This is a genomic window from Chitinimonas sp. (assembly GCF_036568685.1).
Lineage (GTDB): Bacteria > Pseudomonadota > Gammaproteobacteria > Burkholderiales > Chitinimonadaceae > Chitinimonas.
This window is the reverse complement of sequence record NZ_DATCSC010000112.1, coordinates 1-14,887: the sequence shown is the minus strand read 5'-3', so window position 1 is coordinate 14,887 and position 14,887 is coordinate 1. Positions and strand designations below refer to the sequence as shown.

The window sequence follows — 14,887 nt, the reverse complement described above, 5'->3', positions numbered from 1 at the left end:
CGGCCAAGACAAGCCCATGAAGACATTTATCCTTGCTTTAGCCCTTGCTGTATCACTACTCACCCAAGCCGCAACCGACACGCCGGCGCTAGCCGCGGAGCAAACCCCAAGTATCGAAAGCGCCTTCTCCCCCGATGCCGGTGGTGAAACGCTGGTGCTGAAGGTCATTGCCAGCGCCAACAGCCAGATCCGCCTCGCGGCCTATTCCTTTACCTCGCCCCATATCGCGCGGTCCTTGGTCGATGCCAAGCAGCGCGGCGTGGATGTACGGGTGATTGCGGACTACAAGCGCAACCTGGGCAAGCCCAGCATGAAGGCGCTAAGCCAGCTGGTTAGGGCCGGCATCCCCACCCGTACGGTGGCGATGTACGCCATGCACCACGACAAATACATCGTGGTGGACGAGCGTACGGTGCAGAACGGCAGCTTCAACTACACCCTCACCGCCGCCGACCTCAATAGCGAGAACGTGATCGTGCACTGGCAGCACCCAGAGTTGGCGCAGGCCTTCTTGCAGCATTGGGAAGACCGCTGGGGTAAAGGCGTGGACTACCCCTCTGCGGCGCAATAGCACGGCCGAGTGAGTAACCAGACCCATGCTCAACAGGCAGGGCGCAATCCCCGCAGGGCATTGCGCCGTATCCGCCTCATGTAAACCCAACCCTTGTGAACAAGCGCTAGACCATTAATCTACGGGGCAACGTTGCGTGCTCCTGTAGCGGTCAATACGGCGCAATGCCCTTCGGGGATTGCGCCCTACGGGTAAGCAAACACTCAGCCCCGCACTGCCGCCTCTATCGCCGCTACGTCAATTTTGCGCATACCCATCATGGCGGTGAATGCGCGGCGGGCGGTCTCACCACCCTTGGCCATGGCATCGGTCAGCACACGCGGGGTGATCTGCCAGCTCAGGCCCCACTTGTCCTTGCACCAGCCGCACTGGCTCTCTTGCCCGCCGTTGCCGACTATCGCATTCCAGTAGCGGTCGGTCTCGGCCTGGTCGTCGGTGGCGATCTGGAACGAGAAGGCCTCGCTGTGCTTGAAGATGGGCCCGCCGTTGAGGCCTATGCAGGGAATGCCGACGACGGTGAACTCCACCGTCAGCACATCACCTGCCTTACCGTTGGGGTAGTCGGTGGGTGCACGGTGCACAGCGGTCACGCCGCTCTGCGGGAAGGTGGCTGCATAGAACTGCGCGGCGGCTTCTGCATCGTGGTCGTACCAGAGACATAAGGTGTTCTTGGCCATGTTGCTTCCTCCTGGGGATGATGGGCATTGCCGAGCAAACGCGGTGCCTGCCCCGGAGTGATAGCGCATTTCAGGACATACGGCGCGGGGCACTGCAGGAATTGCGCCGTACGGCGCTAGGCTTGGGGCGCTGCTGCTATACCGTTTACCGCGTAAGCAATCGCCGCCTCCGCCGCGTAACCCGTGGGCATTACCGCCTGTGCGGCGCTCGACAGCTGGAACGCACCAGTCATCAGCGCCAACAGGCCGGCCGCGAGGTCTGGCGCAGCCGCCCTGCTGCGGCCAGCTTCCACTAGGCAGTCGCCCATCATCTGCGTCAGGCTGGCCAGCTCGGCCGCGATTACCGTCTGGTAGACCTCGCGCACCTCGGCCTGGCGTACTGCCTCCGCACCTATCATCACCCAGGCCGCCACCATCTGCGGCGCGGCGCCTTCGCCCAGGCCCAATTGGGCGTTCAGGTAGGCCTGCAGGCGGGCCACGGGAGCTTGCGCCTCCCCTAGCGCAGTTTGGTAGCGCTGCTGGGCGTAGCGGGCGATAGCCTGCACCAGCGCAAGCAAGATCTCCTGCTTGCTCTTGAAGTGGTAATGGATCAAACCCGGCGCCAGCCCTGCCTGCTTGGCAACGGCCTGAATGGTGGCTTTCTCGTAGCCCTGCTGGGCCATGACGGCCAGCATGGCCTCTACAATCTCTGCCCGCCGGGCCTCGGTATTGGACTTGCGCGACATTGCTGGCTACCGATATTTGGTTGAACGACCAAATTATACTTGCAAGCGACTTCGACCGGCGTTAGTCTTTATTTAAGTTGGTTAACCAACCAACGTATAGAGGAGCGCGGCATGATGAAGCTAAAGATGGCCTGGCGGCAAAGTTGGCAGGAACTGGGCGTAGCAGAGCCGAATATGGCGCTATGCGATACCCTGCTGGCCGCCTACGCCGAGCCCCACCGTCACTACCACACCCAGCAGCACCTGCTGGAATGCCTGGAACTGCTGACCAGCGTGCGCTCACATGCGGAGTACCCGGCTGAAATCGAGATTGCACTTTGGTTCCATGATGCGATCTACGCCATGGGCCGGCAGGACAATGAAGCACGCAGCGCAGATTGGGCCCGGGAGGCGATACTCGCCCAGGGGCTGGCCGTGGACTGCGCCGAGCGGGTGCACGCGCTGATCATGGCCACCTGCCACAACACCGAGCCCATGAACCGGGACGCCCAACTGATGGTGGACGTGGACCTTGGGATCTTGGGTGCGGAGCCGGCGCGCTTTAGCGAATATGAGCAGCAGATCCGCAAGGAATACGCTTGGGTGCCAGGCTTTGTATTCAAGCACAAGCGGCGAGAGGTACTGCGGGGCTTTCTGGAACGGGCAAGGCTTTATAGCGATCCGGCATTGCACGCGCAGCGTGAGAAGTGTGCACGCTTGAATTTGCAAGCCGCCACGACCTGACCACCCTGATGCCTACATAGGAACAAGCTAGGATTTGGTTCTTGGGTCAACACCGATCACTACGGCCGGCGGGCGGGCCGCCTTCACCAGCGCCTGTAGCTCCGCGATCAGAGGGTGGTCCGAGAATGCAGAGAAAAGTCGCCTCCGTCCCTTGGGAACAAAGCGCAGGTCTACGCTGAGTGGATAGATGGACTTGGTACCGATGCAGATGAAGTCCAGTTTTTTACCGCGCTGAGAGTAGATGCACTTCACCTGACGAAAAGGGATGACTACCTCCTCGCCGTTCACCTTGAGCAGGAAATGGTCGTCGGCGAGATAGGCCTCTTCTGCCAGCCGGTTTGATTCGTACCGAGCACCCTGCAGCACCAGGACCCAGAGCGCGGCTGGGCCCAAGGCGATCAAGTAGTGGCCGGTGAAGATCAGCACCAGGATCATGAGGCCCAGAAACACCAGGACCATGAAGGCCGGCACCACCTTGGTAAACTCGGTGGCGTCCGATGAGATCTTTCTGACTGCGCTCATGCCCGCGACCTAACAATCACTGCAGGGCAAAGCGCACATAGATCGTCCGCTCGAAAGAGAGCGTGGCAGGCGCCCTTACAAACTGGTAGCCCTCTTTGTCCGACGAGATCGCCGAGATGGTCGGCTCGTAACCACTCAAGCCACCGCCACCATAACGTTGCTGTGCAGTGGCAAATGGCTCATCTGCAATGGACAGGACGTTACCGACCTTCCTGCCCAATGCGCTAGCAAGCATCTCGGCCTTGGTGCGTGCCTGTTCTGCAGCCTTGATCGTCAGGTCGATCGCTACTTGTTGCTGCTTGGCGTATTGGAAGCTGGCGTTCAGGTCTTCCAATTTGGGGATGGCCGAGAGGCGCTCCACCAGTTGCTCGCAAGCCTTGATAGTACGGACCTTGATCACATACTTCTGCTGCAGGGCAACGGTCTCTTTTTCATTGAAATAACGCTTGCTGACGGTCACATCGGAACCGTCGATATCCGCTACCTCGACTCCCAGGGATCTGGCCGCATCAAATACCTGCTTGGAAGAAACCTTGATCGCGGCCGCAGCCTTCTCGCGCTGGGCGATATCGGAAGCCACGGTGGCATTGATCACGCAAGAATCGGGTGCCAAGGTAAGCGACGCGGTCCCAGTGACATAGACGACGTCACGGTCTACGTCGAGTGCATGGACCGCACCGCTCAGGCTGGAGAGGATGGCGAGCGCAAGTACGCTGTTCTGCATTTTCATAGTCAAAGTATGTCTCATTTATCGTACCGAGAGCTGCTACACCCACTCTACCAGAGCCAGCTAAAGCGGGCTTGATGCCCACACCGAGGCAGACCACCCTACCCCAGCACCACCCGTGCCGTCCCCTCATCCGTCACCAAGCCAGACAACCACCCGCCATTGAGCACCGCCTGCACCGCCTTGTGCTTGGCTGGGCCGCCGGCGAAGGCGATGACGTTGCGCTGGGTGGGTTTGGGGAGCTGCAAGCTGGTGACGCGCTGGCAGATGGGTGAGGTGAGTGGCCGGCCATCCCCATCGAGTACATGGCCGATCATCTCGCCTGCCGCGCCTTCGGCTACCAGTTGCTGGATCTCGTCGGTGTTGAGAAAGCCATCCTCATGCAGCGGGCAGCCCAGGCCCACCGAGCCTATGCCTACCAGGGTAAGGTCGGCGTGGGCGGAGAGTTCGCTCACTACACGGTAGACGCGGTTACCGGCCCATTGGCGACGGTCGTCGGCGCTGTCGGCAATCAAGGGGGCGGGCAGCATGAAGTATTTGCTGCCAGTCTTGTCCGCCGCGCGCAGGGCCACGTCGTAGCGGTTGGAGGCGCCGTCGGCGGAGATGGCGCCGACCATGGAGACGATGCGGTGCTGCGGGCGCTCGATCTGTGGCAGCTCGTCGATCACCGCCTTGAGGGTGCGGCCGGAGCCCACGTTCATGACCAGCGGGGTCTCTGCCGCCAGATAGGGTTCGGCCACCTCGGCGCCGGCCACGGCCAGCATGCGTTGCAGGGCTTCCGGGTCGTGGCCGTCAGTGGGCACCACATGGCAGTGGCGCAGGCCGTAGCGCTGGGCCACCTCTTGGGCCAGGGTCAGACAGTCTGATATGGGGTGCTCGATGCGTACCCGCACCAAGCCATGCTCGCTGGCAAAGGCCACCAGCCGCTGCACGATCTGGCGCGATATGCCCAGGTGCTCGGCGATCTCATGCTGCGTCTTGCCCGCCACATAGTAGAGCCAGGCCGCCCTCGCCGCCTGGTCGAGCTTTTCTTGTTGTCGCGACATACCCACGGTTCCGTATTTTTCTGATCGGCGCTTGCTGCGCCGCAGCAGCCGCATGCTAACCGCACGGTAGCTGGGTCTGCTGCTTTTCTTGCGCGCCGCACCAGTGCAATGCACAACAAGAACACTTGCCCAATCCTAGAGCAAAAGCTTGACTTCGACACATTCAAGATCAAATATTTGCTCACTCGATGAGCATATGATCGATATCAATCTAGCAGACCCGCACCGGCAGCGCTGTGCAGTTAGGCGAAATTGACGTTCGTTTCATAACTAACGGGACAAGAAGGCCGCTTTTCCCTGCCAGATGGCAACACTGGCGGGGCCACAACAAGCAGGAAGGAATCGCACCACGGCGGTGCGGCAGCACAACACCTTCGGAGACGAGACGACATGAACAGAAAGCCCTTGCTGACCCTCATCACCGGCGCGCTGCTCGGCGCCAGCGGCATGACCAGCGCCGCCACGGTGACGATCGCCACCATCAACAACCCCGACATGATCGAGCTGCAAAAGTTGTCCAAGCAGTTCGAGAGCGCCAACCCCGATATCACCCTCAAGTGGGTGGTGCTGGAAGAAAGCGTGCTGCGCCAGCGCGTGACCACCGACATTGCCACCAACAGCGGTCAGTTCGACCTGATGACCATCGGCGCCTACGAGGCCCCCATCTGGGCCAAGCGCGGTTGGCTCAGCCCACTGGACATGCCCACCAGCTACGACGTGGATGACGTGATCAAGACCGTGCGTGACGGCCTCTCCTACAGCGGCAAGCTGTACGCGGTGCCCTTCTACGCCGAAAGCTCGATGACCTACTACCGCAAGGACCTGTTCGAGGCCAAGGGCCTGAAGATGCCGGCCCAGCCAAGCTGGAGCGACCTTGAGGGTTTTGCCGCCAAGCTGCATGACCCGGCCAAGGGCCAGTACGGCATCTGCCTGCGTGGCCGCGCCGGCTGGGGCGAAAACATGGCGCTCCTGGGCACCATGGTGAACACCCACGGTGGCCGCTGGTTTGACGAGAGCTGGAAGCCCACCATCGATACCCCCGAGTGGAAGGCCGCCGTCACCCAGTACGTGAACATCCTGGGCAAGTATGGCCCACCGGGCGCCAGTGGCAACGGCTTTAACGAGAACCTGGTGCTATTCGCCAGCGGCAAGTGCGGCATGTGGATCGACGCCACCGTAGCGGCCGGCATGCTCTACAACGGCACTGAATCCAAGGTGGCCGACAAGGTGGCCTTCGCCCCCGCCCCGCAGGCCAACACGCCCAAGGGCGCGCACTGGCTGTGGATGTGGTCGCTGGCCATCCCCAAGTCGTCCAAGTCGCAAGACGCCGCCAAGAAGTTCGCCGCCTGGGCCACCAGCAAGGAATACATCCAGCTCGTGGCCAAGGACAAGGGCTGGGCCTCCGTCCCGCCGGGCACGCGTAAGTCGACCTACGCCTCGGCGGACTACCAGAAGGCCGCACCCTTCGCCAACTTCGTGCTGCAGTCCATCGAGACCGCCAACCCCACCGATGCCACGGCCAAGAAGGTGCCCTACATCGGTGTGCAGTTCGCCACCATCCCCGAGTTCCAGTCCATCGGCACCGTGGTAGGCCAGGCCATGGCCGGCGCGCTGACCGGCAAGAGCACCATCGATGCGGCGCTGAAAACTTCCCAATCGCAAGCGGAGCGCGCGATGAAACAGGGTGGTTATCTCAAGTAAGCACCAACCGAGCTGGCGCGGGCGTGCTCGCAGCACAGCGTGTTAGGTGACTTTGAAGTAACGGTCGGCGCGCCCCCCGCGTGCCGACCGCCCTTGCCAGCCCAACAGGGCAAGCAACAGGACTGCCACACCATGACCAACCAGGCTATCGAAGTGAGCACAGCAGAAGACTGCCCCGCCGCCACGCCAGAACGCCCCGGCATCACCGCCAAGCTGCTGCTCAGCCCCTCGGTGGCGCTGTTGGGTTTATGGATGATCGTACCGCTGGTGATGACCCTCTACTTCTCGGTCATCCGCTACAACCTGCTCAACCCCGAGCAAACCGGCTTTGTCTGGTTCGAGAACTACCGCTACCTGCTGGACGACCCGGCCTTCTGGCCCGCCATCGGCCACACCGTGGTGCTCATCGGCTCGGTACTGCTGATCTCGGTGATCGCCGGCCTTCTGCTGGCCGTGCTGTTCGACCAAAAATTCCCCGGCCGCGGCATTGCGCGGCTCCTGGTGATCGCACCCTTCTTTGTCATGCCCACGGTGAGCGCGCTGATCTGGAAGAACATGATCCTGCACCCGGTCTATGGCCTGTGGGCGCATATCTTCCACTTCTTTGGCGCCACCCCCATCGATTGGCTGGCGGACTACCCGCTGTGGTCCATCATCGTGATCGTGGCCTGGCAGTGGATCCCCTTTGCCTTCCTGATCCTGCTCACCGCGCTGCAGTCGCTGGACCAGGACCAGCGCGAGGCCGCCCAGCTTGATGGCGCAGGCCCCATCCGTATCTTCGTCTCCATCACCCTGCCCCATCTGCGCCGCGCGATAGCGGTGGTGGTGATGATAGAGAGCATCTTTCTGCTCTCGGTCTTTGCCGAGATCTTTACCGCCACGGCGGGCGGCCCGGGTACCGAGACTACCAACCTCACCTACCTTGTCTACGCCATCGGCCTGCAGCAGTTCGATATCGGCATCGCCTCGGCCGGCGGGGTTATCGCGGTGGTGTTGGCCAATATCGTGTCCTTCTTCCTGGTACGTATGCTGGCGAAGAACCTGCGTGGGGAGTACGACCAATGATGCGCGAACAATGGCAACAAGCCTGGGTCGGCGCGCTGGCCTGGGTGGTGGCGGTGCTGATGTTCTTCCCCATCCTTTTGATCGCGGTTACCGCCTTCAAGACCGAGCAGGATGCCTACAGCCTCTCACTGTTGTTCCAGCCCACGCTCGATAGCTTCCGCGAGGTGTTTGCCCGCAGCCAGTACCTGGCATTCGTGCAGAACTCGGTGTTGGTGTCCTTGGGTGCCACGGTGCTGTCCTTGGTGATCGCCATACCGGCGGCCTATTCCATGGCCTTCTTCCCCAACAAGCGCACCCAGAAGCTGCTTTTGTGGATGCTCTCGACCAAGATGATGCCGGCCGTGGGAGTGCTCATTCCCATCTACCTGATGGCCAAGCAGACCGGCCTGCTCGATAGCGTCACCGGCCTCATCATCGTCTACACCCTCATGAACCTGCCCATTGCGGTATGGATGGCCTTTACCTACTTCAACGAGGTGCCCAAGGAGATCCTGGAGGCGGCGCGCATAGACGGTGCCAACGCCTGGCAGGAGATGTTCCACCTGCTCTTGCCCACCACCCTGCCGGGGCTCGCTTCCACCGCCCTCCTGCTGGTGATCTTCTCCTGGAACGAGGCCTTCTGGAGCCTCAACCTCAGCAGCAGCAATGCAGCGCCGCTCACGGTGTTCATCGCCTCCTATTCCAACCCGGAGGGCCTCTTCTGGGCCAAGCTCTCGGTCGCGTCGCTCCTCGCCATTGCGCCCATCCTGGGCCTGGGGTGGGTCGCACAAAAGCAGCTGGTGCGCGGCATGACCTTCGGGGCGGTGAAATGAGCCTGCCCTACCAAGGCCTGATCTGCGACTGCGACGGTGTGCTGCTCGATAGCGAGGCGGTAGCACTCAGTACCTTGCTGGCTGCACTGGCTCACCGCCACGAACGCGAGGCGCTGGCCGCCTTTCTGCGGCCCCGCCTGGGCATGACCATCTTTGATATTGGCGCCGAGCTCAGCCGCGAGCTGGATATCCGCCTGGACCAGCCCACCCTGGCCGCACTGGGCCGCGAGGTGGAGGCGCGTTGCGCCGAGGGCGTGCCGGCCGTACCCGGCGTGTTCGAGGCTATCGCCACCCTGCCTGTGCCGCGTGCCGTGGCCAGCAACAGCAGCCGCGAGCGGGTGGAGGCTGGCCTGCGCCAACACGGCCTGTGGGACGTGTTTGGCGGCCATGTGCACACGCCCGATACCCACCACAAACCCAAGCCCGCGCCCGACCTCTACCTGGCCGCAGCCCGTGGCCTGGCCTGCGCGCCGCAGCAATGCCTGGTGATTGAAGACAGCGTGGCCGGCGTGACTGCCGCCGTAGCGGCAGGCTGCACCGTGCTCGGCTTTACCGGTACCCGCCATGACGAAGCCGGCGCCGCACAACGCCTGCTGGCAGCCGGTGCGCGTGCAGTGTTCGACCAGATGAACCAGCTCCCCGCCCGCCTGGCTGTCCTGGCGGCGGGTTAAGACCTTTATCCGCATACCTTCCGAGACAAGGACCACACCATGGCCAGCCTCAGCATCCGCAAGCTCTGCAAGCGCTACGAATCGACCGAGATCCTGCGCGACATCAACCTGGAAATTGCCGACGGCGAATTCGTGGTCTTCGTCGGTCCATCGGGCTGCGGGAAGTCTACCCTCCTGCGCAGCATTGCCGGGCTGGAGGCGATATCGGGCGGCGAGCTGACCATAGGCGGCAAGCGCATGAACGAGGTACCGGCCGCCAAGCGCGGCATTGCCATGGTGTTCCAGAGCTATGCGCTCTACCCGCATATGAGCCTGTACGACAATATGGCCTTCGGCCTCAAGATCGCCGGCAAATCCAAGGCCGAGATCGACGCGGCGGTGCAGAAGGCCGCCAAGATCCTGCATATCGACCACCTTTTGGACCGCAAGCCCAAGCAGCTCTCGGGCGGCCAGCGCCAGCGCGTGGCCATAGGCCGGGCCATTACCCGCGAACCTTCGGTATTCCTGTTTGACGAGCCGCTCTCCAACCTCGATGCCGCCCTGCGGGTCAAGATGCGGCTGGAGTTCGCCAAGCTGCACGCCACCCTCAAGACCACCATGATCTACGTCACCCACGACCAGGTGGAAGCCATGACCCTGGCCGACAAGATCGTGGTGCTCTCTGGCGGGCGCATTGAGCAGGTGGGCAGCCCTCACCAGCTCTACCACCACCCGGCCAACCGCTTTGTGGCCGGCTTTATCGGCTCGCCCAAGATGAACTTTATCGAAGGTACGGTGGCCAGGATCGACCACCAGTACGTGCACGTGGCCCTGCCCGGCGGCGTACAGGCGGTATCGGTCCTGCCCGGCAGCCTCAAGGTAAGCGACACCGTCACCCTGGGCGTACGGCCGGAGCACCTGCAGATCGCCGCGGGTGGGCCGATTGCCGCGCGGGTAACGGCGCTGGAATCGCTGGGCGACCACGCCCACCTCTATGCCGAAGCCAGCGGTGCAGCTGAGGGCCTGATCGTACGCATACCGGACGACGAACAGCATAGCCATGGCGAAGCGCTGGCACTGGTGGCGGACCCGGAGCGTTGCCATCTGTTTGATGCCGAGGGACAGGCGTTGGTACGCGTAAAGCTGCAACAGGCAGCCTGAAAACATTCAGCCATACAGCTGCATCGCACCCACTCGCTTGGCGGGTGCGTGAACCCCCACTTGAGTTCCGGGAGCCACCATGACCACCCCTACTGTCGCCCATACCTGGCTGCATATCGGCGCCGGTTCCTTCCACCGCGCCCATCAGGCGGTCTACCTGCACAGGCTGCGCGAGGCCGGCGATACCCGCTGGACGCTGGCGCTGGGCAATATCCGCGACGATATGTCGCCGCTCTTGAACGACCTGGCCAAACAACAGGGTCGCTACACGCTGGAGACGGTGGATTCGCAAGGTCACCGGCAGTACGAGACCATTCGTTCCATCGAACGCATCGTGCCCTGGGATGCCGACCTGGCCGCACTGACGGCGGTCGGTGCCGAGCCCAGCACGCGCATCATCTCCTTTACCGTGACCGAGGCCGGCTACTACCTGGACCAGCAGCATCAGCTGGACCCGAGCTACCCGGACCTGGCGGCGGATCTGGCGGGCGAGCACCGCACTATCTACGGCACCCTCAGCGCCATCCTCAAGCAACGGCAGGCACAAGGCAGCGGCCCGGTCACCCTGCTCAACTGCGACAACCTGCGCCATAACGGCGAGCGCTTTCATGCCGGGCTGTTGCAGTTTTTGGCCCTACGTGGCGAGACGGCGTTGCTCGACTGGGTGCAGACCCATACCAGCAGTCCCAACAGCATGGTGGACCGCATCACCCCCCGCCCGGTGCCGGAGGTACGTGCCCGGGTGCTGGCCGCCACCGGCGTGGACGACCCTTGCGCGCTGATGGGCGAGCGCTTTATCCAGTGGGTGATCGAAGACCAGTTCATTGCCGGCCGGCCGCAACTGGAGGCGGTGGGTGTGGAGACGGTGCAGTCGGTACTGCCCTATGAGGAAGCCAAGATCCGCATCCTCAACGCCACCCATAGCTGCATCGCCTGGGCCGGGACCTTGCTGGGCATGGCGTATATCCATGAAGGCACACTGCACCCCGCCATACGCCAGCTGGCCTACGATTATGTGACCGACGACGTGATCCCCTGCCTCACCCCCAGCCCGCTGGACCTGGCCCAGTACCGCGACACGGTGCTCGACCGCTTTGGCAACCCCAATATTCAGGACAGCAACCAGCGGGTGGCGGCGGATGGCTACTCCAAGCTGCCGGGTTTTATCGCCCCCACCTTGCAGGAATGCTACCGGCTGGGCCGCGAGCCGCGCAGCACGGCGGTGCTGCCGGCGCTGTTCTTCCTGTTTCTGCAGCGCTGGGCCAAGGGGGAATTGCCGTACACTTACCAGGACGGCATACAGGACCCAGCGGCCACGCGCACCATGTTGGCAGCGGCAGACCCGGTGGCCGCCTATGCGGCCGACCCGGCCCTGTGGGGCGAGCTGGCCGGCAAACCCGCGTTCATTGCCCTGCTGCGCGAGCGCATAGACCATATGGCAAGCTGGGTGCAACAACACACGACCTGAGACAAGGTCGGGGGAAGAGACATGTTTCTGGGCATCGATCTGGGCACCTCCGAGGTCAAGGTGGTGCTGCTCAACACGCAGAACCGCGTGCTGGCCAGTGCCGGCTGCGCGCTGAGCGTGAGCCGGCCCCACCCGCGCTGGTCGGAGCAAGACCCTGCCAGCTGGTGGCAGGCCACCTGCGACGCCATAGACCAGCTGCGGCAGTCCCACCCCGGCCCCTTTGCCGCCATCCAGGCCATCGGCCTCTCCGGGCAGATGCATGGCGCCGTGGTACTGGATGCCGACGACCGCGTACTGCGCCCGGCCATACTCTGGAACGATATGCGCAGCGCAGATGAGTGCGCGGAGCTGACGCAAAGCACGCCCGAGCTGCTGCAGATCACCGGCAACCTCGCCATGCCCGGCTTTACCGCCCCCAAGCTCCTGTGGCTGGCCAAGCACGAACCTGAACTGCACGCCCGCGTAGCCAGCGTGCTGCTGCCCAAGGACTACTTGCGCCTGCAACTGACTGGCGAGAAGGCCAGCGAGCCCTCAGACGCCGCCGGCACCTTGTGGCTGGATGTGGCCAAGCGCGATTGGTCGGACCTCATGCTGGCTGCGACCGGCCTCACGCGTGCCCATATGCCGCGGCTGGTGGAGGGGGACGCCGTATCGGGCCGCCTCAAGCCCGCGCTGGCCGAGCGCTGGGGCCTCGCCAGCAGCGTGATCGTGGCCGGTGGCGGCGGCGACAATGCCGCCAGCGCCATTGGCATCGGCGCAACCGAGCCTGGCGACGGTTTTATCTCGCTGGGGACATCCGGCGTGCTGTTCGTCGTCAACGACCGCTTCCGCCCCAACCCCGCATCGGCCGTGCATGCCTTCTGCCATGCCCTGCCGGGCCGCTGGCACCAGATGAGTGTCATCCTCTCCGCCGCCAGCTGCTTGCGCTGGCTGTGCCGGCTGGTGGGTACCGACGAGGCCACCCTACTGCCCGAGGTGGCGTCACTGAGCGTTGAGGCCTGCGATACCGCGCCGATCTTTCTACCCTACCTCTCAGGCGAGCGCACCCCGCATAACGACCCCTACGCCCAGGGTGTTTTCCATGGTTTAACCCACGCCACCGACCGTGCCATGCTGGGCTATGCGGTACTGGAAGGCATAGCCTTCGGCCTCAAGGATGGTCTCGACGCCCTGCACGAGGCTGGCACCGAAGTCAGCACCCTATCGCTGATGGGCGGCGGCGCCCGCAGCCCCTACTGGGCCCAGCTGATCGCCGACATACTGCAGACCCGCATTGTCACCCATCACGGCGGCGAGGCAGGCGGCGCGCTGGGTGCGGCACGCCTGGGCTGGCTGGCCTGCGGCGGCGACCCGGCCGTGGTCTGCGAAAAGCCACCGATCCGGGCCGAATACCTGCCCAGCCAGCAGCGCAGCGCGACCTTGGCGCGGCGCCTGCAGCAGTACCGCGCCATCTACCGTGATGGACCGGGGCCGTTGCACTAAGCCAATAAGCCAGCCTCGGATTTTGCCTGCGCGATGCGCCTTGGCGCATTGCGCAGTCTGTAATGATCACACGAAGATCAACCTACACTTTGATAGTTGCAGGTGAAAACTGCTTCAGAATGGCAACTATTCTTCGCTAGGCGTACACTCCTTAAGCAACAATTTATCCAGATCATCGTAGCAAATTTGCGAGGGATTTATGAGCACCAACATATACGCTTTTTACAACAACAAAGGCGGCGTAGGTAAGACTACGCTTGCACAGAACGCCGCATGCTTATATGCAGAGAAAAATCCAAATGAATTAGTTCTGGTTATCGACCTGTGCCCTCAAGCTAATATTTCACAATTCCTTTTAGGAGGGGGGCATAAAGGGTACGTCGCAAATCAGAAACTACAAGCATCAGCCACCAGACGTAACATAGTCGGCTTTATGGATTGGCTCCTTGCCGGAAATTCCGGCTTTACCAGCCTACAAGGAAGCTACCTTACTCAAGTAGCATCCCTTAACCCCAACGTCACAGAAAATCTATATCTTATAGCAGGCGACTCATTTCTGGAGTCGCTGACCTTAGCACTGAACTTCGCAACCATGAATCCAGCAAACATTTATGCATGGAGCGAGTACGTAACCGCCATTCGTCGTCTTTGTGATTTAGAACTTCAAAATTCAGATTACGACGAAATGACTGTATTCATTGATTGCAACCCAAGCTTCTCCATTTATACACAAATGGCTCTTGTTTCCTCGGACTCTCTCATTGTTCCAATGATGGCGGACTTCAGCTCCCTTGAGGGCATCAAGGGAATTTTAATGCTACTATATGGGAAATACCCATCTGCCGCGGTACGTAACTACGCAAGCAAGGTCGTGACATTCACACGTCAAATCCAACAGTTTGGACTTTCCCTTCCAAAAATATTTGAACTTCCATTTAATAATTTCACAACAAACCTCGGGGTAGCAACTGCTTTTGGCTCTGTACGAGAAGAGCTGATTGATTTCGCCTATCAACAATATGTCTCAGACCCCTCTATTTTTACTCCTGCACATCAGCCCCCTCAGAATAAGAAAGACTTTGAATCGATTTACATATCTAATGTCAAAGACTTCCATACCGCAGGAAAGGTGTCTGCGAGCCTAGGAATTCCCCTTCACCGCCTACCCAATCAGAATAGCTACACCATGCCAAATGGTGAAGCAGTGAAGATCCCGTGGAAGAATTATGAAGAATCTCTAGATCACGTCGTCGAGTTTGTGGATAAATTATGAAACACCGAAATTATTGAAAAATCATTCACCAACCGACACAACTGTTTAATTGAAATAGCAAAGAAGCTCACAACTTTAAAAAAGAAGCTGGCTGGGATTTTTCAACAAAATCCTTGCCAGCCACCCCCTAAAAAATATAATCTCTTGCAGAAATCGTATTCAATAGATCCAAGTCAAATTTGACCGTGCATCTGCAACATACATTCCGACCTGAATAGTTGAGTTCCCAGCGCAACACCCTCCACGCCTGATCTATGCTGGGACGCCCCCCCCCCCCCCCCCCC

Annotated in this window: 15 protein-coding genes; 10 read left to right on the top strand and 5 right to left on the bottom strand. The window is 61.3% G+C overall.

Annotation, left to right across the window (positions count from 1 at the left end; genetic code table 11):
- Positions 1-571: phospholipase D family protein (locus VIM95_RS15820; RefSeq protein WP_331987604.1), on the top strand; the 571-nt coding region annotated here is incomplete at its 5' end.
- A gap of 203 nt (positions 572-774) precedes the next feature.
- On the opposite strand, the gene VIM95_RS15815 is transcribed toward VIM95_RS15820, so the two are convergent.
- Together VIM95_RS15815 and VIM95_RS15810 are read right to left on the bottom strand one after the other, a co-directional pair.
- Entirely contained in the window at positions 775-1,248 is a 474-nt protein-coding gene (locus VIM95_RS15815; protein WP_331987601.1) for a VOC family protein, read from the bottom strand.
- A 116-nt stretch (positions 1,249-1,364) separates the two neighbouring features.
- Positions 1,365-1,973: a TetR/AcrR family transcriptional regulator gene (locus tag VIM95_RS15810; protein WP_331987599.1), complete on the bottom strand. Its 609-nt coding sequence runs from the start codon at positions 1,971-1,973 to the stop codon at positions 1,365-1,367.
- A gap of 111 nt (positions 1,974-2,084) precedes the next feature.
- Between VIM95_RS15810 and VIM95_RS15805 the strand changes: the two genes are divergently transcribed.
- Positions 2,085-2,696 carry a hypothetical protein gene (locus tag VIM95_RS15805; RefSeq protein ID WP_331987597.1) on the top strand — a complete coding sequence of 204 codons (612 nt, stop codon included), beginning with the start codon at positions 2,085-2,087 and terminating at the stop codon, positions 2,694-2,696.
- Positions 2,697-2,723: 27 nt separating this feature from the next.
- On the opposite strand, the gene VIM95_RS15800 is transcribed toward VIM95_RS15805, so the two are convergent.
- The 3 genes from VIM95_RS15800 to VIM95_RS15790 form a co-directional block, all read right to left on the bottom strand.
- Positions 2,724-3,218, bottom strand: a complete 495-nt coding sequence (locus tag VIM95_RS15800) for a hypothetical protein (RefSeq protein ID WP_331987594.1) — start codon at positions 3,216-3,218, stop codon at positions 2,724-2,726.
- Positions 3,219-3,234: 16 nt separating this feature from the next.
- The gene (locus tag VIM95_RS15795; RefSeq protein WP_331987592.1) at positions 3,235-3,948 is read right to left on the bottom strand and encodes an SIMPL domain-containing protein; all 714 of its coding nucleotides are present in this window, start codon (positions 3,946-3,948) and stop codon (positions 3,235-3,237) included.
- 98 nt (positions 3,949-4,046) lie between these two features.
- Positions 4,047-4,991 carry a sugar-binding transcriptional regulator gene (locus tag VIM95_RS15790; RefSeq protein ID WP_331987589.1) on the bottom strand — a complete coding sequence of 315 codons (945 nt, stop codon included), beginning with the start codon at positions 4,989-4,991 and terminating at the stop codon, positions 4,047-4,049.
- A 390-nt stretch (positions 4,992-5,381) separates the two neighbouring features.
- Here VIM95_RS15790 and VIM95_RS15785 point away from each other — a divergent pair, with 390 nt between their 5' ends.
- From VIM95_RS15785 to VIM95_RS15750, 8 genes are all read left to right on the top strand, one after another.
- Positions 5,382-6,692: a sugar ABC transporter substrate-binding protein gene (locus VIM95_RS15785; RefSeq protein ID WP_331987585.1), complete on the top strand. Its 1,311-nt coding sequence runs from the start codon at positions 5,382-5,384 to the stop codon at positions 6,690-6,692.
- 132 nt (positions 6,693-6,824) lie between these two features.
- Positions 6,825-7,757, top strand: coding sequence for a sugar ABC transporter permease (locus VIM95_RS15780; RefSeq protein WP_331987582.1), 933 nt, complete (start codon positions 6,825-6,827; stop codon positions 7,755-7,757).
- The gene (locus VIM95_RS15775) at positions 7,754-8,569 is read left to right on the top strand and encodes a carbohydrate ABC transporter permease (protein ID WP_331987579.1); all 816 of its coding nucleotides are present in this window, start codon (positions 7,754-7,756) and stop codon (positions 8,567-8,569) included. Before VIM95_RS15780 ends, VIM95_RS15775 begins: the two co-directional genes overlap by 4 nt.
- Positions 8,566-9,240, top strand: coding sequence for an HAD-IA family hydrolase (locus VIM95_RS15770; protein ID WP_331987575.1), 675 nt, complete (start codon positions 8,566-8,568; stop codon positions 9,238-9,240). Before VIM95_RS15775 ends, VIM95_RS15770 begins: the two co-directional genes overlap by 4 nt.
- A gap of 39 nt (positions 9,241-9,279) precedes the next feature.
- Positions 9,280-10,380, top strand: a complete 1,101-nt coding sequence (locus VIM95_RS15765) for a sn-glycerol-3-phosphate ABC transporter ATP-binding protein UgpC (RefSeq protein ID WP_331987573.1) — start codon at positions 9,280-9,282, stop codon at positions 10,378-10,380.
- Between the two features lie 79 nt (positions 10,381-10,459).
- The gene (gene dalD, locus VIM95_RS15760; RefSeq protein WP_331987571.1) at positions 10,460-11,848 is read left to right on the top strand and encodes a D-arabinitol 4-dehydrogenase; all 1,389 of its coding nucleotides are present in this window, start codon (positions 10,460-10,462) and stop codon (positions 11,846-11,848) included.
- Between the two features lie 21 nt (positions 11,849-11,869).
- Positions 11,870-13,330 (top strand): xylulokinase, encoded by a 1,461-nt coding sequence (gene xylB, locus VIM95_RS15755; protein WP_331987569.1) that lies wholly within the window; start codon positions 11,870-11,872, stop codon positions 13,328-13,330.
- 199 nt (positions 13,331-13,529) lie between these two features.
- Positions 13,530-14,603 carry a ParA family protein gene (locus VIM95_RS15750; RefSeq protein ID WP_331987567.1) on the top strand — a complete coding sequence of 358 codons (1,074 nt, stop codon included), beginning with the start codon at positions 13,530-13,532 and terminating at the stop codon, positions 14,601-14,603.
- Positions 14,604-14,887 lie beyond the last annotated feature (284 nt).